Raw genomic sequence first — 23493 nt, forward strand, 5'->3', positions numbered from 1 at the left:
GCACCGCAGAATATCACCCCTGACGACAGCCTCCCGGTCGGTATAGCCGGTATGGAACGACCAGCACCTCTGACTCCGCACGGGCCGTCAAAGAGGCGCTCATACCATGCGCGCCTCACCCTCGGGACGGGAGGAGATGAATCAGGCCAGACCCAAGCGCTTGCGCAGTTTGCGCAGTTCGCGTCCGGCCTCGATCATGAGGCCATGCGGCGACAGAACTGTTCGCTTGATATCGAACAGCGTGACATCGCCTGCTGCAGACAGGGTGTGCATGCCTTCATCATAGGGTGCGTAAACCGACTGCATGGGCAAGGCTGGCCCACTGCGGGTTACAACGCGCTCGGAGGTGAGCACATCGAACCAGAGGGCACGGATGGCGCCACCATAGGTATGCGCGCAATCCTGAACCGGCAGCATGAGCTTTCCATCAATCATGACCGGCGTGCCTCCCGCCCGTGCGCTGGAAGGATCGAGGCGTATTGGGTTCTGACCATGACGCGTCCAGGGGCCCGTCAGGCTTTTGGCATAGGCGACATGCAGACGGCTTGGGGCTTTCTTGGCGGCTTCGACAGGGGTGTATATCATCCACCAGAGATCGTCATGGAAGCAGAGCGTGGCATCAACCGCGACTTCGCCACCCAGATCGATCTGGCAGACGGGCTCCCACTGATCGGGAAAGCGCGTGGCACGATAGAGTGTCTGTGTTCCCGAGCGATGCGCCTCGGGGAGCATCCAGAACGCGCCCTCCGCCTCGATGATCTGCGGGTAAGAAAGATGCCAGGGTTCACGCAGCACGATCTGCTGGCTGAGAAGCCGATACTCTTGGTCGTAGATGAGCACCTCAATCTCGCCAATGCGGTTGCGGTAGTCATAGATCTCGACAAAAACGTGCAGCCTGCCCTCGTGCCACACCCCGAACGGGTCGGCGCGAAACTGGAAGTCACGCGGCATGTCCGGCAGAAAGTGGCAGGGAATATCTGTCCAGTCGGGGTTTTCGAGCAACGTTGCAAGCGGGGCCCGCAAGATGCCGGTCCGCCAGATATCCTTCCGCAAGCTCATGTGATGTCTCTCCGGTAATCAATACGCCACCCGACCTGACCGCAACGGGGCGGGTGTCCTGTCAGGGGGTGTCAGCAGACAGAAACAGGCAGGATTGCCCGGAAGGTATCCACGCTCGCTGCTGCATTGAAGGCTTGTCCAGCGTCACCCCGGACGATCATGAAGGCACCGCCTGCCTTGAAGCAGCAGGCGCAGAAATGTGGTGCGGCCTAGCGCAGATCGACGCGAATACGCCCTTTGGGGCTGGAACCATCGGTCTTGGCCTCAATCTGGACCTGATTGGGCGGTGCGCCCGATGCCACGATCTGATCCGCCACATCCTTGCCGTCCTGCTCGGTCAGTGTCTCGATCGATTTGACCTGCGCTGCCGGACTACCTGTCTCGGGGGAGAGCACGGTGACCACAAACAGAAGGTCGGGCTTGCGTGACAAAGCGAGCTTCGTACTGCGTGAGACAGCTGGTGCCCATTCCGCCTTGGGTGTGCCTACAACAATCTGCAGGAAGGGGGCGGGCGCGGGCTTGCCCGGAGGCGCAGGCGGATAATGGGGCTTGGGTGGCTTGCCCGCATTGGGGTTGAACAGCCTTTGATCGGGCGGGGTACAGGCCGTGAGCGCCCCCGAGACGAGGCACAAACCGGCGATCGCCAAAGACCGAAATTTCAGGAAACCACAATTTGAAGCATTCGTCATCGTCATGACCTAAAGAACTTGCAGGAAGACCGCACACAAGCAAGAGAGCGGGAACAGAAAGACCAGTTTTCACGAAAATATCGATAAGATTTTTGGTAGCCCCCTCTCGTCTCGTCTTCCAAGGGTGCTATGGTTTCATCTCTTATAACGAAACCGCCTACTGGCCGGGAGACTACAATGGCTGTGAAAATCGCGATCAACGGTTTTGGACGTATCGGGCGTCTGGTGCTGCGTGGCATCATTGAAAGCGGACGTACGGATGTCGTGCCGGTCGCCATCAATGACCTCGGCTCGGTTGAAGAAAACGCCCATCTGCTGGCTTATGACAGCGTTCATGGCCGTTTCCCCGGCACGGTTCGCGTTGATGGCAGCAACCTGATCATCGAAGCCAATGGCCGCACCTATGGCCCCATCCGTGTTTCCGCCGAGCGCGACCCGACCAAGGTGCCGTTCGAAGGCGTCGACGTGGCCATGGAATGTACCGGCCTGTTCACCAGCAAGGAAAAGGCTTCGGCCCTGATCAAGGCTGGCGCACGCAAGGTCCTGATTTCTGCTCCGGGCACCGATGTCGATGCCACCATCGTCTATGGCGTGAACAATGCCATGCTGACGAAGGACATGACGGTCATCTCCAACGCATCCTGCACGACCAACTGTCTGGCACCGGTTGCCAAGGTGTTGGACGAGGCCTTCGGCATCGAATGCGGCTACATGGTGACCATCCACTCCTACACCGGTGACCAGCGCACGGTGGACACCCACCACCGCGACCCGCGCCGCGCCCGCGCTGCTGCCCTGAACATGATCCCGACCTCGACGGGCGCTGCCAAGGCCATCGGCCTGGTTCTGCCGCACCTCAAGGGACGTCTGGATGGCACCTCGATCCGCGTGCCGACGCCGAATGTCTCGGTCGTCTCGCTCGACTTCATCCCGAGCCGCGCACCGGGTTCTGTCCAGGCCATCAACGACGCCCTGCGCGCCGCTGCCGAAGGCCCGCTGAAGGGCGTTCTGGACTATAACGAAGCCCCGCTGGTGAGCACGGACTTCAACCACTCCTATGCCTCCTCCACCTTCGATGCCACGCAGACGGCCGTGATCGATGGCGGCAAGATGGTGCGCATCTGCTCGTGGTACGACAATGAATGGGGCTTCTCGAACCGCATGTCCGACACGGCTGCGCTCTTCGGCAGCCTGTGAGCAACAAGAAACCGGGAGAAAAGAGCATGGCCAGTTTCCATACGCTCGATGACCTGTCTCCTGAGGGAAAGCGCATCCTTCTGCGCGCTGACCTCAACGTGCCGGTGCGTGATGGCGCCATCACGGACACGACGCGTATTGATCGCGTCATTCCCACCATCTGCGAGCTGGCCGACAAGGGCGCGCGCGTGATCATCCTGAGCCATTTCGACCGCCCCAAGGGCCAGGTCGTGCCCAGCATGTCACTCGCCCCTGTTGCCGAAATGCTGGAGTCAAAAATCCAGCACAAGGTGCATTTCGTGTCCGACTGCGTTGGACCGAAAGCAGAAGAAGCCGTTGCCAACCTCAAGGATGGCGAAGTCTGCGTTCTCGAAAACACACGCTTTCATGCTGGTGAGGAAAAGAACGATCCGGCTTTTACAGACATGCTGGCCCGTCTGGGCGATGTGTATGTCAATGACGCTTTCTCGGCCGCCCATCGCGCTCATGCCTCGACCGAAGGTCTGGCCCATCATCTGCCGGCCTATGCCGGTCGCTTGATGGAAGCGGAGCTGAACGCCCTGACCGCAGCGCTTGAACTGCCTGAGCGCCCTGTCGGTGCGCTTGTTGGCGGTGCCAAGATCTCCACCAAGCTCGATCTCATCGGGAACGTGCTGGGGAAGGTCGATGTGCTGTTCATTGGCGGCGCCATGGCGAACACCTTCCTTGCGGCGCAGGGCGTTGCTGTTGGCAAGTCGCTTCAGGAAGCCGACATGCATGAGACAGCACGCAAGATCATGGCACAGGCGAATGACGGCAAGTGCGAGATCATCCTGCCGGTCGACGCCGTGATCGCCCGCGAATTCCGCGAGGGTGCCCCTTCGGAAGTCTGTGACATCCATGCCGTCCCAGCCGATGCCATGATTCTCGATGCTGGCCCCAAGACGATCGCGCTGATCAACGCCAAGCTCGAGGGTCTCAAGACCCTTGTCTGGAATGGTCCGCTCGGCGCCTTCGAGATCAAGCCTTTCGATACGGCCACGGTTTCTGTCGCCCGCAAGGCGGCTGAACTGACCATGGCAGGCAAGCTCAAGACCATCGCCGGTGGTGGCGATACCGTCTCGGCGCTGCGCCATGCCGGGGCTGCCGACCAGATGAGCTATGTCTCGACGGCTGGCGGTGCCTTCCTCGAATGGCTCGAGGGCAAGCTTCTGCCCGGTATTGCAGTGCTCACCGACGCTGCTCACAACGCTTTCCCGATCTGATCGGGAAAAGCTTACCCGCCGGGTTGCATCACGTTTGATGACAGCGCGATACAATCGGCGGGTTTCGGTTGCATAAGATTTTCTGACCTGGATACAGTCACGTCAGCCGGCAATCGAGTCCGGTATTTTCGTGAAATACTGCACCAACGGAAAGAGGATCGCGCTGTTGCGTTTCTGTTCTGCCTTGATACTCGGCCTTGTGAGTTGCGCCTCCATCGCCCCGCTTCATGCAGCGGAAACCGGTGTAGCAGGACAGTCTGCGCCGCCTGACGCCTCCCCGGCCCAACCCGGCAATGGCCCCGCCCCCGACAATGCGGCGACGCCCGGAGCCGAGACGCAAAAAACACCCAGCCATGTGCGGTCCCTCCGCTCAGGCCTCAACACGGTTTCGGCTTTCTCACTGGAGCCAGAAACGGCAGACGCCCCCCTGATCAGACAGGCCTCGCTGACCGTCAGGGCGCAGGCACCGGCATCGCATGACGGCTTTACCGAAGCGCCCTTGCCCGATGACTCGCTCGACGCACCCAAAGAGCGTGGCGGAGATGACGATACGAAACTGCGCCCGGATTTCTTTCAGCGTAACCATCATCAGGTTGGCGATGCATTGACCGGCGGCGCGGGTGCCAACGACCAGAGACGGGGCCATGGCTCGATGGCTGCCGGTGTAGCGGTTGCTATCCCGCTCGACTGAAGCACAGGGACCGGACTTCTTTCAGCTTTCGAGGTCGGCTGGCGAGAGCCCTCTCAGACGATCCATCTCACGCACAAGATCTGGCAATGAGCCTGCCTCCATCTTGCGCATGATCTGCGCACGACGCACTTTCACAGTGATCTCACTGACCCCCAGTATTCCCGCTGTCTGTTTATTGAGCAACCCTGTGACCACGAGACGGGCAACCTGCTTCTCACCAGCGTTCAGACTACGCCAGCGCCGTAGAAGCGCCTCGCCCTCCGCTCTCTTTTGCTGTGATGCCTCATCAATCGCCAGGCCCCGCTGGATGGCATCGAGCAGATCGAGATCGCGAAACGGCTTCGTCAGGAATTCGATCGCCCCGTTCTTCATCGCTTCGACCCCCATGGCAATATCCCCATGACCGGTGATGAAGACCACCGGATAATCCAGACCGAGCCCAGCCATGCGCCGATGAAAATCCATCCCGGACAGGCCCGGCATCCGGATATCGAGGATCAGGCAAGCGGGACAGTTCTCTTTCGGCGCGACAATGAAGCTCTCCGCATCGGCAAAGCATCGAACTTTCTGCCCAACCGCGCTCAGCAGATCATCGAGTGCCTGACGAATAGAGGCATCGTCGTCGACCACGTAAACGATCGTTTCTCCCGTGAACTCATTACGAGCATCCATTACGCCTCCTCCTCGCATGCTGCAGGGATGCTGAAGCAGAACGCTGCCCCTTCACGCCGGTCCTGAGCCAGCCAGATCCGGCCTTTATTCGCTTCGATCAGCGTACGGCTAATCGCGAGGCCGATACCCGTCCCCTCCTGCTTCGTGCTCCAAAAGGGCTCAAAAAGGTGATCCGTGAGAGTGGGGGCGATCCCGGCACCGTCATCGCTCACCCTACACAGGCAGGAATTATCCTCCTTCCATAGGGATATCTCTATATGGCCGCCACCCGTACCCTGCGCTGCAATTGCTTCGATCGCGTTGAGCAGAAGATTGCTCACAACCTGCTGAATCTGGACCGGATCTCCCCAGGCAGGCAGGGTACCGGCCTTGCAGCGGATACGTGCCGCGATATCGTGGTGCTCAAGGCGATGCTGGGCCATAGCCACCACGTCCATCACAGCATCTGCCAGGTTGAAACGCTGACATTCGGTCACTTTGCCACGGGTCAAATCCTTCATGCGTGTCAGGATATCAGCGGCACGCGTGGTATCGCGTATGATGCGCTCCAGGGCAGCCTCTGCCCGACCGACATTGGGCGGTGTCGCGGAGAGCCAGCGCTGGCAAGCTTGCCCGCTAGTGGCGATAGCGGCGAGGGGCTGGTTGAGTTCGTGCACGATGGACGAAGTCAGACCGCTGACCATCTGCGCATGGGCGATGCGTGCCAGCTGGGACTGCCCCTGCAGGGCCATTTCCCTGGCATGCTGAAGCCGGATGGCAAGCCAGGCCGTGATGACGATCGCTGCCGAGCTGATCAGCAGATTGATCGCTCCGGTAGCCGCGTTGCCATGCAGGGTGAACGCGAAGCTCACTCCGGTCAGACCAAGACACAGGCAGGCAAGCCAGATCAGGTTTCTTGGCCGAAAAGAGAAGGCGGCGCCTAGGAGCACCACCGTATAGAGCACCGGTATCGCGATCTCGTAGTGGGTGATCGTATCGGCAGCAAAAATGGCGGCCATGATCAGGCCGAGCAGGATGGGACGGGTCGCACTGGCAGGGGGTTGCAAGCCATGACCGCCCCTCCCGGAGCCGGATGAACCGACCTGACGTGGCTCGGGACTCTGACGTTTTCCCTGCTGGGCCATGCGGGCGGTCTTGGGCGTACCGCTCCCTCTCCTCATGATCAGAACCTCGTACCCAGGCTGAAAACGAGTTGTCTCGGCGCCGAGCGCTGCATGGTCTGATAATCTCCGGAGAACGGGGCGCCATCCACGTTGAGGTTGCCGATCATCTTGCTGTTGAGCAGATTATAGACATCAAGACGCATGTCGAGAGGCGGCCAGCCTGCATGACCAGGGCGTTTCCACGCAATATAGGCCGTGGTATTCCAGTAATTCGGCCCCATGATGTCGTTGGTGTACGAGAAAGGACGGTCGAGATAGACTATGCTTGTCGCACCGGCCTCGACCTGTCCGACATGCACAAAGGCCGAGCTTTGCAGAGACAGGGCCGGGTAACCCGGCTGGGCCTTTCCCCTAATCGGGAAGATTTCACCTCCGGCGACCAGATCGCCACCGTAGCGGAAGCGACTGACCGAAAGTGACTGGCTGAGTGTCAGATACGGTCCCAGAGGCAGGCTGGCCGCGACATCTCCCCCCCAGATATGCGATGCCCGCACGATCCCGACGGTGTTGACCGGGCTGTGCAACGTACCGATCGACGCCGAAACAAGCCGGTTTTCGACAAGCGAGAAGTACCCATCCCATGACAATCTGAAGCGTCCCTCTTTTCTGTGTCCGCCGATCGTAACCGTCATGTCCTTCTCAGGAGCGATATGCGACAGGGCCTCGTCGAAACTTGCCTGATCCGAAGCGGACCAGATCGAGGCGGAATAGCCGATATTGCCGCGAGGCGACATGCGGTAGCCGCTTTGGGTCTGGGCGGCATCAATGAACAGATCCTGACGGGGCGACAGCGTCCAGAGCAGGGAGAGATGCGGCAGGAAGCCGTTTTGCGAGCGCAGATTTCCTCGCGGGGCGCCATCATCCCCAACACCACCGCCCGAGGAATGCACATCTATTGCCTTGAACCCCAGCCCTAGGAGCAGGGAAGGCGTGAGCTTCCAGTCGTCATGCAAAAAGATCTGGCGCGAAGATGTGTGCCAACGGGAGAGATTTTGTGTCTGAAAGGCGGGTCCGTAGCGATCAAACGGTCCGATAGCCCGGAGTGGTGCCCCACTCCCCAGGAGCGGCTCGTTATACCAGGACTGATCGGCAACCGAGCGTGATGTCTCCTGCCAGAGTCCTGCAGAAAGAAGATGATGCCCGATCCGGTAGTCGAGGGTGAGACTGCCGCCGAAGCGCTGGACCGCAGAATGCCAGACCTGCTCCGAAAACGGAGCGCCAGTTTCGGAAGGGGTTGTCGGGTCTGAAACGCTGGCGTCGGTATACGTGCTTGCCCCGTAGAAGAGCGCCTTGCCATGAAGGCGGCTTCCGATCCGGAAGCGATGGGCCAGGGACCCTATGAAATCCTGCGAGACCTGTCCGCTGTCATACGGGGTCAGGGCGGCACGCTCCGCACAGCTATAGGGGCCGCATTGCGCCTCGGCATTTTCAGGGCGCGCCATATCGTAAGCTGCCTCATAATTCGGATAGGTGAAATCCGCACCGCGCCAGCCTAGCTTGTCCAGCATATCGTGGGACACGTTGTTATAGCCCCAGACCTGCGCCTGCGAGGCCGAGAAAAAGGCAGTCAGATCACCCCAGGCGACATCTTGCACCGCCTTGATATTGCCGCGCAGCATGTTCTGCGAGCCCTGCCCCTGATATTTATCCTTGCTGATGCGCTGGAAGCCGGCGAGCACACGCGGTCCCGACGTGCCAAGCGTACCGGATTGCCCTACGAGCGTCGTGACAAGGGTGTTGTTGCTGCCAACGGCCTGGTTGACGGCAAGGCTGTGTGTTTCTGTGGGCGCCATGAGCGTGTAGCGGATTTCGCCGCCATTATTGCTGCTCGAAAAAGTACTCTCGCGTGAGGTACCGGGAGACACGGCAATGGAACCGATCGTATCAGGGACACTGATATTGAGCACATTTGTACCGCTCAGCGTCCCGAAACTCGAATCGTTCAGCGGAATGCCCTCAAAGAGAATGCCGAGTTCATTCATATGAAACCCACGCAGAAACAGGCTCGCATCGGATTCATCGAGGCCGTAGGAATCTGATGACGTATAGGAAACACCGGGCGTCTGGGCGAGAAGAGCGAGCGGATTGGAACCACTCAGCGTATTGCGCCAGTCAGCCGGGGTGAGCACGGTCATATTGGGCTGAGCCGCGCGGTGGACATCTCTGGCCACGCTGATGGTCTCGGTCTGAGGAGTCGCCGTATTTGCTGCAATCTTATGGCTCCCCCCTTTAGCCCGAAAAGCCTTCCGGCCGTTTTTCCACTCTGCGGATTTGGACGCTACCCCGGCGGAATTTTCCGCCTCGGATGCGGCTTTTGCCCTTGCCGCCCCTCCAGCAGCCAGAGCTGTCTCGCAGGGCAGGATGAGGGGAAGCATCAGGCCGGCCATGCAGGCCGCCTGACGCGGCAAAACGATCCGATTCCCCCAGGAATAAGCGGTTTTCCGGTGATGCATATCATGGCTCATGTCGAGATTTTCCCTGTTCGGGAATTCTCTAACGACAATATGCTTTTGAAAGAATGACCTCTTTGGTATACCCTCTCTATACGAAAGTATATTACCTCATGACACTTTGATCATTACTTTTAACTGATCTGATCGGTACTTCCGTCTCAATCAGAACCCTGCCACCAGATTGAAATCGCAGAACACGCCCCGATCGCCGCGACTGGCTGCGCGGCGCAGACGCCAGCCTGCGTCGACCGTCATGTTGAGATGCCGATTGATCTTGCTGTTCAGATCGGCCCCGATGCTGGAAAGCGTTACCACGCGCGGCCCGATACCGGCCGGATGAACCTGCGAATTATCGCCCCAATCCCAGAACGCGCCGAGCGTATTCGTGTCTTCCAACGCACTGAGCCCCGTCCATTTGCCAAGCGAGAAGCCCTTGGTATTGATCTCCTCGCTGAACATCAGGCCACGACTGCCGAAGGACGTGTTGACGTAATAGCCACGCACCGTGCCCATACCGCCAATCATCAACTGCTCACTATATAGCAGGTTATGGGTCGCGCCCTGCCACGCGGCACGCGTATTGGCCTTGAACCCCCAGGGGAGCGATAAGGCGCGCTTCAGGGTCAGGCGGTCATAGACGTAATTCGGTTTGGCGTTGGGGAAGATCGTCTCATACCAGCCCCTCTTGTTATAGGCTGAAATACCGGGCGGCCCGTAAACGATCTGGTTGTTGATCTCGGTCTTGCCCAGAGGGTCCTGTAGCGATCCCATGAATCCGGCGACAAACTGGTTGGTCTCGGCATTGGCCAGAATGAGTGGCACAGCCGCGCTAAACTGGTCCGAGATGGTCGATTTCCAGTCAAAACCAAGCTGTGTCGTGCCATCGAGGCCGAACAACGTACCAAGGGCGATATGGGGCAAAATATGCTGCCAGCGCAGAGATGCCTGACCTGAAATACCCTTATTGGTAAGGGGCTGATCGGCCACCGGATAAGAGACCGAATAACTCCCGAAAACCAGCAGGGCATCGCGGGAAGTCAACGGAATTTCCCAGCTGCCGTTATGCCCCGTGAAACGCCCCGAGACACTGCGCTGCAACTGATAGGTAAGGATATGCCCCAGATTGAAGGCGTTGCCCCATGATATGCCAAGATCCCAGTTCACGCGGCCCAGCGTGGGATCGAGCTGGTTGTTGTAGGCCCCGTAAACATAGAGCGGCAGGCGATCGGCAACCTTCAGGTCGACATCCGTCAAACCCGGCGCGGCACCGGGGCGATAGACCATATCAACCGTCCGGAACGGGTTGCTGTTGACCCAGCTCAGATCGGTCTGGAGGCTGTCCAGCGAAAGTGTCTGACCTGTTCGGAGCCCGCTTTGGTTGCGGATGGTGCGGTCGGAAAACCAGCGATTGCCGACGACCCGTATCGCACCGATGCGATATTCGAGCACATCGATATGCAAGATGCCCTGATGGATCTTCTGGGGCGGTACGCTGACCGTCACGAAGGCATGACCCCTGGCGCGATAATACCCGACCACGGCATCGATAAGCGCCTGCATCTGCCCGAAGCGCAGAGCCTGCCCAATGAACGGCGTCATGATGGCTGTGAAATCAGGGGAGCGGAGAATATCGAGCCCGGTGGTGGTCAGGGAGGAGCGCCCGTCCTGTTCGCTGATACGCCCTGCAGGCTGGATAATGAGTGCACGAAGCTGGGGCAGCACCAGGCGGTCCGACTGCAAGGCAACGGGCGCGAGATCGTGTGTTCTGCTCGCAGGCGCTGACAGATCCGGAAGATTTGTGCTGCGGCTGGTTGCGCCGGAATGAAAGACCGTCTGAGCCTGCGCCAATGGGGAATTGGCCATACCAATAACGGCGCAGCAGAAAGCACTGGCCCTGACGAATCTGACCGTGAAAGGCGTGCATCCTGCCCTCTCCTGTCCCGAATGACCCGAAGCTCGCCCGCGCAGCCCCTTCATGGTCTGGCTTCCTGCGGGGTAGATGCGACAGCCCGATCGTCCGTTGCGATCGGTGCAAGGCGCGGCTCTGCATGGTCGGGGCGTTCTGTCGTCAGCAGCACATCACCATCGGGCAAGGCAACGGCATGATTGGCCTGTCGCATACCATCGCGATTGCCCGCCAGAGCAAACACATTGCCCCCGGCTGAAGCGAGCGAAGCCGCGGCATCATGAATCGTGGCCGCCTTACCCGTGCCATGATGTCGGCATGGCTCGGGCAGCACATACACGCCTGCGGGGCCAAAAGAGGCGTTCATGGTGGCCTGCGGACGTATCCCGCGATTCCCTGCGCGTTCGTCATGGTTACGAGCTGTTTTCAGGGGGGCGGCCTGATCCGTCACACCAATCATGACAGCCTCGTCCTTGCGGGCGCCGATCCCTGCGCCGGCACTCCCCCTCAGGGCCGGTTCGGATGGCGCACCGCCTGCAACGAACTGGCCTGATGCCACATTGACGGGCGCCGGGCAGCCGCCAGACACAGCCTGTCCGTCAGGTCCGATCAATGTGCCGGCAGGGGTGACGCGATAGGTCTCGCCATTCAGTCCGACCTCTGCCTTGACGGGAGAGGGCCGATTGCCAACGACGCTATCGAGTGTGCCATTGGCCGAGGCCGAGGCACGCGCGCCGGGAGCGAAACCGCCCGCCGATTGTGCTCCCTCCGCCCGCTGCGCGCGGCATGGGCTCACCCCGACGCCAAGCAGCATGATGCCGAGGAGAATAACAGGAAGCGATGACCGCCAGAGACGGCAAAGAGCATGAGGGCGGCGCATGGTAACCGGGCAGAAAGACGAAGAAGGGTTCAGTATATCACCAAACCGTGATCATCACTGATCGTTCCTGGTTTTTCTTCCGCCGCCCCCTGCCCTGGCCCCGTAACGGGCAGGCCGGATAACGGGAATACAGGTCTCGAAGCCTGCTCAGGTCAGGCCATGCATCAGGCATGGCCCGCCCGGTAACTGGACTGGATCAAAAGCTGACGCCAGCCTGCAGGAAGGCATAGCGGCCAACAATGAGGCTGCCATACTGATAGATATTGGTGTTCGTCGCCGCATCCATGACGAAGGGCGGCTTCTTGTCGAGCAGGTTGCTGACGCCCGCCTGGAAGTTCCAGCGGTTGAGGCGATAGCCCAGCGTGATGTCATGTGTGAAGATGCCGGGGGTCTTGTACTGTCCGGCTGTCTTGGCCGTCAGATCGGTCACACCGTTATTCCACACCATGCCGCCGATATAGCGCATCATGTAGGTGAAGCTGAAATCGTCATGCTGCCAGGTCGCCTGGGCATAATCGCTTACGCGCGGCTGGCCGCTTCCACCGGCATAGAACAGACGACCGGTGTAGTTGTACCACTTCCCATTCGGCACGTTCTGCTGCAGGTAGCTGACAAGCTGCTGCATGTTGTTCGACACGGTGAGGCTGTCATGGGGCGTCAGACGCACATGATAGTCGAGGTCGAAATCAATGCCGCTGGTGCGGATTCCACCCAGATTCTGAAAGAATGCGTTGACCGAAGTCAGCTGCTGCGAGGAAGAGCGCGCAGCGATAGCGCCGCAATTGCTGGTATCTGCACCGGTATAGCACTGGTCGAGAATATACTGCGTGCCCAGCGTGCTGATCGTGTTGTTGAGCGAATAATGCCAATACGTGACCGAGGCGGAGAGACCTGGTACCCAGCGCGGCGTGACAACCGTGCCGACCGTATAGGTACGACCACTCTCAGGCTGCAGCTTGGCGTTGCCGCCGGAAACCGTCGGAACCTGCCCCGTGTTCTGCGGAACGAAAGTCGCCGTATTGATCCCCTCGCTTGCGCAGCGGGCCTGAACAGCGGCGGCCTGTACGCCGTAGCTGGAAACGGCACTGCAGGGATCGTATGCCGACGGATAGCCAAGGCTCTGACCGCCATAAAGCTCATAGACGTTGGGCTGGCGATAGGACGTTCCGAGCGTTGCACGGAAGCGGATATCGCGCACCGGGGCCCAGTTGATCGAGACCTTCCAGTTCTTGGTCGATCCGAAGGTGTTGTAGTCTGACCAGCGGCCCTGACCGTCAATGGTCAGATCCTTGGCAAGAAATGCGTTCTGGAGCAGCGGGATCTGACCTTCGGCATAGACTTCGTTCACATTGAAGCCACCGCCGCTATAGCTTGAGGCATTGCCCGTGGAATCACCGCTCACAACGATCGGGTCGGGCTTGCTGCTCAGCTGCTCGCTGCGATGCTCCATGCCGAAGGCGATACCGACATTGCCGCCATGCTCGTAGGGCATCTTGACGACGCTGCTGTTATTGATGCGCAGGTTGAAGTCGCGCAGCTGATATTCGGCATGATCATGCTGCGTGAACTTGCCATAAGCGGCAGCCTCGGGTGAAAGCGGCGCGAGTGGGTTGGACAAGACGCAGCCCGGCTGGCTGGTGCAGACGGTCGGGTCATACACGATCTTGCTGCCCGGATTGGTGGGGTCGAGCTGACGCACACCGGTCATCTGCAGCAGATGACGATAATTGCCCATGTTCTGCGTGTTGGCGGTCCAGCGGCTCTGGCCGTATGTCATGGACGCATCATATTCCCAGCCACGCCAGATCTTGCCCTTGGCGCCACCGATAACGGTCCAGGTATCGGTCGCATAATCCATCTTGCGCGGACCGAGATCGTTCATACGGCGCGACATGATCGCGTCACGTCCCCAGATATTATAGGGGCTGCCTGCCGGGATGGTCCAGGACGACAGCAACGGAGACGGCTTGATGCCACCGGAAACCGGGGCTGCAGCCATCTGCCGTGCCGTTGTCGTGTGACTGTACCGCACGTTGGCGTAGGGCTTAAAGTGGCTGTCCACATCGTAATGGGCATCGCCGGACAGGGCTGAATTCTGGTTATAATTCTGCACCATCGTGTCTTTGGCAAAATTATACCGATCGGCATTGCTGTACCGGTGAAAGGTGCCATCCCCATTCGAAACCAGATTGGCCCCTGTGCGCGGGTCGGTCACACGGCCAGCCGGAATGATGGACGAGCCATAAAGTGGCGTGCCGGTCACCGGGTTGCTCTGCTGCGGGTTGGCCGCCCAGGCGCGGTCCTGGCTCATGATTCCGCCAGATGTATTATACTGGCCGAAAAGGGTGACGTTGCCCTTGCCGTGATCGAAGTTGAAACCCTTCATGGCGGAAAGCAGGCCCGTCTTGGCATCGCCGTATTGCGAGATCCCGCCACGCATGGTGATGGTCGCCTTGGTGACGTCATGACGCAGCTTGATGTTGATCACGCCGGAGACGGCATCCGCACCGTAAAGCTCGGAGCCGCCATCCTTGAGCATTTCGACGCTGGCGATTTCCTCGATGGGGATCGTGTTCAGATCGACGCAGGATGTGGCCGCGTTAATTGCCGTGCGCTTGCCGTCAATCAGGATGAGCACACGCTTGGAGCCGAAATTGCGGATATCGGTGCAGCTCACACCACCACCGCCATTGGTCTGCTGGTTGGGCGTGCCCGACGAACCGACCGAGGGGAGGCGCTGGAGATAGTCACCCAGCGAAACAGCCGAAGTCTGCTGGATCTGCTTGGCAGTCACGATCTGGACGGGGTTGGCCGAGCTGTTGTTCGAGCTGCGCAGATACGATCCCGTTACCATGATCGTTTCTGATTTGGGCGTGGCCTGTTTGGTCTTGACCAGGGTCTTTTTCTTGGTGGCAGTTGCGTCCATCGGCACCGTGGCCGCCATGGCTGCCGAGGTAGATAGTCCGGCCACTGCCGTAAACGTCAAAAGGAAAGATCTGCGCAGGCTCAACGCCATAGGTCACACGCTCCACACGTAACGTAATTCATCTGAAACGTAACGCTGGCATAACGAGCAACTTGCGAGTGCGACGAAATATTTCCGTTTTGTATCGAACTTTAAAAATTAATTGAATCAGTCTTATTTCGTTATCATATCGTTAATCACCTCTTTGGCGTCCGGTTTTTCGTTGCGAAAATGACACGTTATGGAGGGAGGCCTCGCAAAAAATAATCATCCCAAGCGCTCATTTCAGCATGAGAACGACATCTGGCATGAGGCGTGAATCGCCTCTGGACCGGCAGTGCCCCCGCCCCCGGAATCCGGCTATGTCAGGTGCGGGACTGCACGGCTGTCAGCGTTGCGCAACGCGCGCCTGAGCAGGCGCGTGATGGCCGATACAGGCCCTCACCTATGAAAAGCCATGCCGGAATGGTGTCGGTGGCGTAGCCATCACAGGCCACGCATGGATAAGCCAGATTACTGGTTCAATCCTGAACTTCGTCGATCAGATGGCTGGTCAGATCGGCACCGCTTCCGCCCACGAGACCACGCGCATATTCCTGTGCCGAAAAGGGACGCAGATCCTCGACCTGCTCACCCACGCCCACCAGATGCACCGGAAGCTTGAAGGCGTCAGCCAGTGCGACAACGATACCACCCCGTGCGGAGCCATCGAGCTTGGTCACGATCAGACCCGTTACATTCACGAGTTCACGGAAAACACGCACCTGCTCCATTGCATTCTGTCCAGTCGTGGCATCAAGCACCAACAACACTGAATGAGGAGCGGTTTCGTCGAATTTCTTCATGACGCGGATGATCTTGGCGAGCTCTTCCATCAGCGCGCCCTTGTTGTGCAGACGCCCGGCCGTGTCGACGAACAGCAGGTCGGTTCCTGATTCACGCGCCTGTTTGATGCCTTCATAGGCGAGGCCTGCGGCATCCCCACCCGGCTTGCCCGCAATGACAGGCGCGCCAGTACGTTCACCCCAAACCTGCAACTGCTCGACAGCAGCGGCACGGAAGGTGTCGCCCGCCACCATCATGACCGAGCGTCCCTGATCCCGGAACCATTTGGCCATCTTGCCGATGGTCGTGGTCTTGCCCACGCCATTGACGCCCACCACGAGCACGACATGCGGCTTGTGCTCGGTCTTGAGCTCGAAGGGCTGGGCCACGGGCTCGAGCACGCGGGCGATTTCGGTGGCCAGAGCCTCCTGAATTTCCTCGGTCGTGACATTGCGACCAAAACGCGACGTGCGGAACTCCTCGATCACACGCCCGGCCACTGCGGGGCCGAGATCGGCTGCAATCAGTTCGTCCTCGAGTTCCTCCAGCGCTGTCTCGTCGAGATAGCGATGGGTGAGAGCAGCATTCAGCTTCTGCGTCGAGCGCGTCAGCCCCTGTTTCAGACGTGAGAAAAATCCGGCCATGTCAGTTGATCTCTGCTACCAGCCCTGCTTCGTCAAGGGTTTGGGCGACAAGGGTGAGGCGTGTGCCACGGACTGCCTGCCCACGCGACAGACGCACGGGCACGAAATGGGCCGAGTGGCCCTTGGTTGCCCCCTCCATCAGAACATCGAGAGGGCGCCCCATCATACCGCGCCAGTAAGCCTGCCGATTGGCCTCGCCTGCCTCACGCAGGGCCGCCGCACGCGCCTGACGTTTTGCATTAGGCACGCTGGGCATACGGGCCGCCGGGGTGCCTGGGCGCTCGCTATAGGGAAAGATGTGCAGGTAGGGCAGTTCATGACGCACGACAAAATCGAGCGTCTCCTGCGCCTGAGCCTCGGTTTCAGTCGGAAATCCGGCAATCAGATCGGCCCCGATCGCAATATCGGGGCGCAGGCGCCGCGCCTGCGCGATCAGATCGGCGGCATCCTGCACCGAATGGCGGCGCTTCATGCGCTTGAGCACCATATCGCTCGCTGCCTGTAGCGAGAGATGCAGATGCGGCAGAAAGCGGGGCTCCTCGGCCAGCAGATACCACAGATCGGCATCGACAGAGGCCGGATCGAGCGAGGACAGGCGCAGTCGGGGCAGTTCCGGCACGGCTGACAGCACGTCACGGCAAAGCGTGCCCAGTGCAGGCGTGCCATCGAGGTCCCGCCCCCAGGAGGCGATATCGACACCCGTCAGAACGATTTCATGATGGCCCGCCTCGACCAGCGCCCGGGCACGGGCGATCACGTCCCGGGTGGGCACCGAACGCGAGCGGCCGCGCCCATACGGGATAATGCAGAATGTGCAGCGATGGTCGCAGCCCTGCTGCACCTGAAGCAGGGCACGCACATGCCCTCCCGTTTCGACCACGGGGGAAGCGGGAGCGGGTGCGGCCTGCATGATATCAGCAACAGCCCCCTGCTGCTTCAGGGAGGCCTCCGTCCAGCTGGCGGCCTCGAGCTTTTCGGTATTGCCCATCACATGCGACACGCCGGGCAGGCTGGCCCAGTCCTGCGGCGCGATCTGGGCCGCACAGCCTGTGACCACAATACGCTTGCCGGGGTCATCACGATGGGCACGTCTGATGGCCTGACGCGCCTGACGTTCAGCGCTTGTCGTCACCGCGCAGGTATTGACCACCACGACATCCGGCAAATGGCCGGTCAGGGCCTGCATACGCTCGCTTTCATGCAGGTTGAGGCGGCAGCCGAAGGTCAGAAGACGGGCACCGCTCATCCGTCATGCGTCCCGAGCGGATAAAGCCCCTCGAAAACATGGGTCGCCGGGCCGATCATGAGGACGTGACCGTCTGCCTCGCGCCAATGGATACGCAGCGCACCGCCGTCCATTTCTACCCGGCACTCACGGTCCAGAAGGCCGCGACGCACACCATTGACCACGGCAGCACAGGCTCCGGACCCGCAGGCCAGTGTCAGCCCGGCGCCGCGCTCCCAGACGCGCAGCCGAATGAAATCACGGGAGACAATCTCAGCGCAGCCGATATTGGCACGTTTCGGAAAGAGCGCATCGCGCTCCAACGCGGCGCCCTCGCGGTCCGCACGGTCCATCCCGTCAAAGAAGGTCGCATGCGGATTACCCATCGAGCAGGCCGCAGGGCTGCCAGGCAGGGGCAGTTCGACGGTATCCATCGCCTGTGACAGGGGGACACGCTGCCAGTCCAGCGCGGGCACACCCATATCCACCCCGATTTCACCCTCGGGCGTGATGAAGCTCGGCAGCAATCCCGCACTTGTCTGTAATACCGGCGCATTGCCGATGAGGGCAGCGACACAGCGTGAGGCATTGCCGCACGCCCCTGCTTCGGATCCATCAGGATTGTAGAAACGTACCCGGATATCAGCCCCATCGCGATCTGGCGCATCGAGCAGCACAAGCTGGTCACACCCGACGCCAAAGCGACGGTCACAAAGCCTGGACATGGTATGTAATGTGGCGTCGAAACGCTCGTGGCGCCTGTCGATAATGACGAAGTCATTGCCGAGGCCCTGCATCTTATGGAACCGGATCATCATAAGGGCAGTTATAGTGGGTCCGGGCCGCCACGGCACGGGAAACCTCCGGTTTCTTGACGTAAATTTTCAAAGCCGACGCATCGCCCGCTGCGGTGCAGGATAACAGACCCATGTTCATCGCCTCCTACGACACCCCCGCCATTGCACGCCATGTCCGTCTCATCTGGTCGTGCCTTGATATGAGCCGGGAGGCGCTTGAAAAATGCCTGACACAACTGCCCACCGGATGCAGCCTGCTCGTTCGAGATGACATGATCGACTGGATGCGTGGTCACGCCGCGCAGCATAATCTGCTGCGCCAGGGCCCTGGCGGCATCGAGCGGCTGAGGCCCGATGGTAGCGTGGCTGAGACCATGGCGCTCTACGAGCACTGCCTGCCATCGCAGATTGTCGACCACCCGGCCCGCTCCGTAGTGGCACTGGACATCGTGCTCAAGGACAGCACGGAAGAGGCATGGGACGAAACCGAAACCCTGATCGATCAGGGGCTCCCCTCGCAGGTGGCCGCCTCGGCGCTTGTTGGCACCGCGCAGGAAATCGCGCAGCGCCTCAATGACTATCGCAAGCTTGGACTGTTCGATGTCATCCTCACGGCGCCGCCATCCCGTGCGCCCTACCACGAGGTAAGCGAGGCGCTGCAGCCGCTTCTGCGGCAGCAGGCCATCCCGGTGGACCGTCACGCCCGCATTGCCGGGATTTCCGACGGTCCGTTCGAGTGGCACGGCGCAGCGCTCTGAACCCGGCCTCACATCGCCTGGGCGGGAAGTGCGCGTAGAGAGACTGTCTGCCTTGACGTGTGCCTGTCATGGCGTCATCCCTGCGCGGATCCTCGCAATGCTGCGAGCACGCCAGAGCAGAGAAAGGCAGGACTGGTCCGATGACTGATACCCCGTCAGGGCTGCACCCGGCAGCCTTCACCCGCGCCAATAACGACCCTGACCGCAGTTACTATGCTGGTCGTGGCGATTCAACGCAGATGGATGCGGGTGCCCGCACCGCGGTCACGGCCCTTTACCAGACCGCGCTTCCTGCCACGGGTGTCATACTCGACCTTATGGCCGGGACGATGAGTCACCTCCCTGCGGAGGCACAGCTTGAAACTGTGCTTGGGCTGGACGTGAACATTAAGGCCCTTGAGGCCAATATCGCCCTGACACGACGGATCGAGCAGGATCTGAACGAAACACCGGCTCTCGACCTGCCTGACGATACGCTCGATGCCGTATGTCTGTGCGACGGGTTTGCCTATCTGACCAATCCGCTGGCCGTGCTGGAGGAGGTCAACCGCGTGCTGCGACCCGGCGCGCCATTCATCATCACCTTCTCCGACAATTTCATCGCGCAGAAAGCCGTGGCCCTGTGGCAGGCTCTTGAGCCCGCCGACCGCACCCGTCTTGTCACGCTCTTGCTCGACAAGGCAGGTTTTGGCGATCTGGACACCGGTGAGGTCGTGCCCCCCGAGGACCTTACGGCGTGGAATGATACCGTCCATGCCGTGATTGGCCGCAAGAAACTCGCGGCCTGATCGGCCGCCTTCGACTTCATGTCAGAGGCCGGCCTTTGGCGAGATCCAAAAAGGGGCAGCGTTCAGATATCCATCTGATTAAAGCCGCCGAGGGCCACTGGCATGACCTCACGCAGAAGGGTGACTGATCTCTCAAGCCCTTCCACTGCATCCAGCAATGGGTCCTCATGCTCGATGGACAGCCAGCCATCATAGCCCACCATGCGCAGACGATAGCAGAATTGACGCCACCATAGCGTGTCATGCCCATAGCCAAGCGTGAGATACGACCAGGCACGTGCCGAAGGCAGACCCAGCGGGCCGTTTTCGAGATTCGATGTCACCCCCCGCCTCGCCTCATTAAAACCGGCATCCTTGGCGTGGACATGGAAAATGGCGTCACCCAGCGCATCGATAGCGGCGATCGGGTCAGCCCCCATCCAGAACATGTGTGACGGGTCGAGATTGGCCCCGATCATGGGGTCGAGCGCTTCGCGCAGGCGCAGGAAATTTGGAACGTTATAGGCCCATTGTCCGCCATGCAGTTCGAGCGCAATGCGCGTGATACCGTGATCAGGCGCCATACGCAGGATACGTTCCCAATAGGGCAGCAAACGCTCGCGCAGTTGCCATTCCTTGGCAACCTGACCTTCGGGCGGCCATGAACTCACCACCCAGTTGGGCAAACGGTCCCCCTCCTGCCCTTCCGGCAGGCCCGACATGGTACAGATCGTGCCGATACCAAGATCACCCGCCAGCCGGATCGTCTCCTCAAGATCCTGACCCTGACGCGTATCCACCGGGTGGAGAGGGTTGCCGTTGACGTTCAGGGCGATGATTTCGAGATCGCGCTGCTCGAAAGCACGCACAAAACGCCGACGCGCTTCGGCGCTTTGCCTGAGTTCCATGAGATCGACATGCGGCGCCGGTGACCACCCGCCCGTATTGACCTCCACGCCCGACACGCCGAGCGCAACGGCCTGATCCAGCATGGCTTCGAAAGAAAGTTTGCCGAGACTGTCGGAAACGAAACCGATCTTCATGGCGTGACGACCCTTTCAGTGTGACGGGACTGGTGGAATGGCCCGCATGAGAGAATTTATATTCTCTTCTCACACCCGAATCGGAACATAAATTCGTTATGAAACGATCATTTGGCTGTGATCGATTAACATTCCATCTAATGCCCTCCGGGCAATCCGGTCCTGTGGCGCAGATTACTGCCCGGTCGCACGGGCCAGTTGCAGGCAGCGCCTGAAGTGCCGGTCATTCAGCCAGTCCTGATTGCCCTGCCATTCGTGCCGCACCACGAGCAGGCTCCCGAGCACCTCGGCATAAGCCGGACATTCCCGGTCATCCGCCAATGCCGCATGCTGGTGAATGGTGCTGATGGCGCTTTCTATCCGCGACGTGAACACGGCCGCTTCGACACCGGGGCCACGAAGCCAATGGGGACCGAGCCCAGTAAAGAACTGCGCGAGAATGTCGCGCAGTGCCGCAGGAAGTGCAGGCCGCGCCGCGACACCACGCAGAAAAAGCAGGTTACGCCCGAGGGTCATGGTGGAGAGCAGACCATGCAGGTTGAGTTCCATGAACGGGGTGAGCGTGGCGCCTGCATAACGGATGACACGTTCCATACCCTGGGTGATGAGCCCGATCCAGCGATTCTCGGCCGGCAGAAACCGCGGCGTCGCACAGATACGCTGCAATCCATGCAGGGCACGTCGTCGCAACAGGGCACATACCTGATAGATATTGAATGGCAGGATACAACGGAACACAAGCACCCCTGCCCCAAGCCCGAGCAGCAGGGCGATCGTGGCATTGAACCAGGTAAGCTCGTTCATGCGCATATGGTTATCGAGACCAATCAGCGCGGGCAGGAAGGTATTATATGACCCCGCCGCGGTGGCAGTGGCTGGGTTGCGTGCCGCAAGCCCCCCGATGAACATCAAAGGGGCCAGAGCTACGATCAGGGCCTCGAACCCCGTCCCGGTTGGGATAAGGAAGAATACCGGCAGGATGGAAGCCAGAGCGGCGAAACAGGCACCGTAGAAAAAGCGGTTGCTGACGAGCACGGTATTATCGGTGGTGGCAAACCGCCCCACCACCACAGCGATGAACGAGATAAACGCTGCCCCCTGTGGCCAGGCCGTGACCTCCCATACCAGTCCGGCCAGACAGATGGCAGCGGCAGAGCGCATGGCGTTATGGAATGCCGCATGAAAATGCAGCACGCGTCGCAGCCGATACCGCGCAGGAGTCGTGGCTTCGGTCGGACGGGCCTCGAAATAGATCAGCAGCGTGCGATATTCCTCCAGAATCAGGCGCATACCCTGAAGGATGATCGCGTCATCGGGGTTGAACCCTTCCCCCGGATGATCGGTCGCGCCAGCTTCGTCAAGCAGGATGTCGCAGCGCGCAGCGAGCGCCTCGAGATCCCGACGCAGCGCCAGAAGCGTGTCAGCATCGTCCAGCCTTGCCGGTACGTTGCGGACAAAACGCGCCACCTCGGCTAGCCCCACTCTGGCGCGTTCGGAAAGGACAAGCTGTGTGGACAGTCGCGCCTGCATCCCCAACGCACGCGAGACGAGTCGCGACAGGATGCCGATCGTGGCATAGGCGCAGGCGATTGCATGGTCACTGCGCCCGACCTCAACCACGGTAAATTCGAGTTGCTCGTTAAGACTGAGCGTTCGGCTGAATATGGCACGTATCGCCGCCTCGGGCGGCGGGGCGCCATCAAGCACATCGCCAATGACCTTTGAGGCGGCCCCTATGGCCTCGATTAGCCAGCCGCGCATGGTACGTCTGGCCTTGACCGCCAGAGAAGCCGAAAAGACCAGCCCCGCCACCATCTCGCACACGACACCCAGAAAAATATAAGTGCCGCGCGCCATGGCGATTTCAAACACATGATCGGGCGCGTTCAGGGCGCCGGTTGCAATAATGGCGCAGGTATAGGCCGCCAACACAAAGGCATAGGCGCGGAAATTCTGGCACAGTGTCGCCAGCCCCGTACAGAGTCCGGCCCAGAGCGCCAGGGTAGGAATGAACAGCCACGGAGCCTGGGGAAACGCTGAAACCAGCCCCACCGCGCCTGCCATGCCCAACACGGTGCCGACCAGACGCCACCGACCCTTGGAGAGGCTTTCGCCACGTGAGCCCTGCGCCGTGATCCATACGGTCATGGCGGCCCATTGCGGTTCGCCCAGTTCCATCCAGAACGCGATTCCGAGCGCGACGAGCGAGGCGATAGTGTTGCGCAAGGCGAATTCGAACGCATTGCCGCTGGGGGCAAAAAGCCATTTCAAAGGCCATTGCTGCGCGTGCAGGCGCAGAAACGCACCCTTTTGACGGGAGAGGAACGCGGCGATCATGCGTGGCGTCTTACCCGAATTTAACGGTTTGTGTGGCAGCAATCGCTTCAACTTGGCGCGCATGTCCCATATATTGGGAGTGTGCCGAGTCAGGTTCCCGCAGAAGCGTTTTCAGCACGGGTGCCGTTTAATCCTAGATTTCAGCTCGCATATTCTTTATTGACCGCCTTCCTTACGC

General features: G+C 60.2%; 18 protein-coding genes. 5 read left to right on the forward strand and 13 right to left on the reverse strand.

What is annotated here, in order from left to right; translation table 11 throughout:
• Window positions 1-141 precede the first annotated feature (141 nt).
• The gene (locus tag P5689_RS05720) at window positions 142-1059 is read right to left on the reverse strand and encodes a hypothetical protein (RefSeq protein WP_023979395.1); all 918 of its coding nucleotides are present in this window, start codon (window positions 1057-1059) and stop codon (window positions 142-144) included.
• 209 nt (window positions 1060-1268) lie between these two features.
• Window positions 1269-1706, reverse strand: a complete 438-nt coding sequence (locus P5689_RS05725; protein ID WP_152530239.1) for a hypothetical protein — start codon at window positions 1704-1706, stop codon at window positions 1269-1271.
• Between the two features lie 219 nt (window positions 1707-1925).
• Here P5689_RS05725 and gap point away from each other — a divergent pair, with 219 nt between their 5' ends.
• The 3 genes from gap to P5689_RS05740 all read left to right on the forward strand — a co-directional run bounded on the left by gap (window position 1926) and on the right by P5689_RS05740 (window position 4880).
• Complete coding sequence (gene gap / locus P5689_RS05730; RefSeq protein WP_035444442.1) at window positions 1926-2945, forward strand: type I glyceraldehyde-3-phosphate dehydrogenase; 1020 nt, start codon at window positions 1926-1928, stop codon at window positions 2943-2945.
• A gap of 26 nt (window positions 2946-2971) precedes the next feature.
• The gene (locus P5689_RS05735) at window positions 2972-4189 is read left to right on the forward strand and encodes a phosphoglycerate kinase (RefSeq protein ID WP_023979393.1); all 1218 of its coding nucleotides are present in this window, start codon (window positions 2972-2974) and stop codon (window positions 4187-4189) included.
• A 166-nt stretch (window positions 4190-4355) separates the two neighbouring features.
• The gene (locus tag P5689_RS05740) at window positions 4356-4880 is read left to right on the forward strand and encodes a hypothetical protein (protein ID WP_023979392.1); all 525 of its coding nucleotides are present in this window, start codon (window positions 4356-4358) and stop codon (window positions 4878-4880) included.
• 21 nt (window positions 4881-4901) lie between these two features.
• Here the strand turns inward: P5689_RS05740 and P5689_RS05745 are convergent, their stop codons facing one another.
• From P5689_RS05745 to dapF, 9 genes are all read right to left on the reverse strand, one after another.
• Window positions 4902-5552: a response regulator transcription factor gene (locus P5689_RS05745; protein ID WP_023979391.1), complete on the reverse strand. Its 651-nt coding sequence runs from the start codon at window positions 5550-5552 to the stop codon at window positions 4902-4904.
• A complete protein-coding gene (locus tag P5689_RS05750; RefSeq protein WP_285532441.1) occupies window positions 5552-6712 on the reverse strand; it encodes a HAMP domain-containing sensor histidine kinase in 1161 nt (386 codons plus the stop codon). Before P5689_RS05750 ends, P5689_RS05745 begins: the two co-directional genes overlap by 1 nt.
• Before the next feature lie 2 nt (window positions 6713-6714).
• Window positions 6715-9180, reverse strand: a complete 2466-nt coding sequence (locus tag P5689_RS05755) for a TonB-dependent receptor plug domain-containing protein (RefSeq protein ID WP_285532442.1) — start codon at window positions 9178-9180, stop codon at window positions 6715-6717.
• A 150-nt stretch (window positions 9181-9330) separates the two neighbouring features.
• The gene (locus P5689_RS05760) at window positions 9331-11145 is read right to left on the reverse strand and encodes a ShlB/FhaC/HecB family hemolysin secretion/activation protein (RefSeq protein ID WP_285532443.1); all 1815 of its coding nucleotides are present in this window, start codon (window positions 11143-11145) and stop codon (window positions 9331-9333) included.
• Complete coding sequence (locus P5689_RS05765; RefSeq protein WP_285532444.1) at window positions 11142-11954, reverse strand: hypothetical protein; 813 nt, start codon at window positions 11952-11954, stop codon at window positions 11142-11144. The genes P5689_RS05760 and P5689_RS05765 overlap by 4 nt, the downstream gene beginning before the upstream one ends.
• 196 nt (window positions 11955-12150) lie before the next feature.
• The gene (locus tag P5689_RS05770) at window positions 12151-14880 is read right to left on the reverse strand and encodes a TonB-dependent receptor domain-containing protein (RefSeq protein ID WP_408868565.1); all 2730 of its coding nucleotides are present in this window, start codon (window positions 14878-14880) and stop codon (window positions 12151-12153) included.
• A gap of 560 nt (window positions 14881-15440) precedes the next feature.
• Window positions 15441-16388, reverse strand: a complete 948-nt coding sequence (gene ftsY, locus P5689_RS05775) for a signal recognition particle-docking protein FtsY (protein WP_285532446.1) — start codon at window positions 16386-16388, stop codon at window positions 15441-15443.
• Between the two features lies 1 nt (window position 16389).
• Window positions 16390-17634 (reverse strand): tRNA (N(6)-L-threonylcarbamoyladenosine(37)-C(2))-methylthiotransferase MtaB, encoded by a 1245-nt coding sequence (mtaB, locus tag P5689_RS05780; protein ID WP_285532447.1) that lies wholly within the window; start codon window positions 17632-17634, stop codon window positions 16390-16392.
• A complete protein-coding gene (gene dapF, locus P5689_RS05785; RefSeq protein WP_285533847.1) occupies window positions 17631-18431 on the reverse strand; it encodes a diaminopimelate epimerase in 801 nt (266 codons plus the stop codon). Before dapF ends, mtaB begins: the two co-directional genes overlap by 4 nt.
• A 110-nt stretch (window positions 18432-18541) precedes the next feature.
• On the opposite strand from dapF, the gene P5689_RS05790 reads away from it, so the two are divergent.
• Window positions 18542-19168 carry a hypothetical protein gene (locus tag P5689_RS05790; protein ID WP_285532448.1) on the forward strand — a complete coding sequence of 209 codons (627 nt, stop codon included), beginning with the start codon at window positions 18542-18544 and terminating at the stop codon, window positions 19166-19168.
• A 140-nt stretch (window positions 19169-19308) separates the two neighbouring features.
• Complete coding sequence (locus P5689_RS05795; protein ID WP_285532449.1) at window positions 19309-19956, forward strand: class I SAM-dependent methyltransferase; 648 nt, start codon at window positions 19309-19311, stop codon at window positions 19954-19956.
• A 62-nt stretch (window positions 19957-20018) separates the two neighbouring features.
• Here the strand turns inward: P5689_RS05795 and P5689_RS05800 are convergent, their stop codons facing one another.
• Together P5689_RS05800 and P5689_RS05805 are read right to left on the reverse strand one after the other, a co-directional pair.
• Complete coding sequence (locus P5689_RS05800; protein ID WP_035444437.1) at window positions 20019-20978, reverse strand: sugar phosphate isomerase/epimerase; 960 nt, start codon at window positions 20976-20978, stop codon at window positions 20019-20021.
• 174 nt (window positions 20979-21152) lie between these two features.
• Window positions 21153-23315, reverse strand: a complete 2163-nt coding sequence (locus P5689_RS05805; RefSeq protein WP_285532450.1) for an FUSC family protein — start codon at window positions 23313-23315, stop codon at window positions 21153-21155.
• Window positions 23316-23493: the final 178 nt, after the last annotated feature.

The sequence above is a fragment of the Asaia sp. HumB genome (assembly GCF_030263835.1).
GTDB classification, from domain to species: domain Bacteria; phylum Pseudomonadota; class Alphaproteobacteria; order Acetobacterales; family Acetobacteraceae; genus Asaia; species Asaia bogorensis.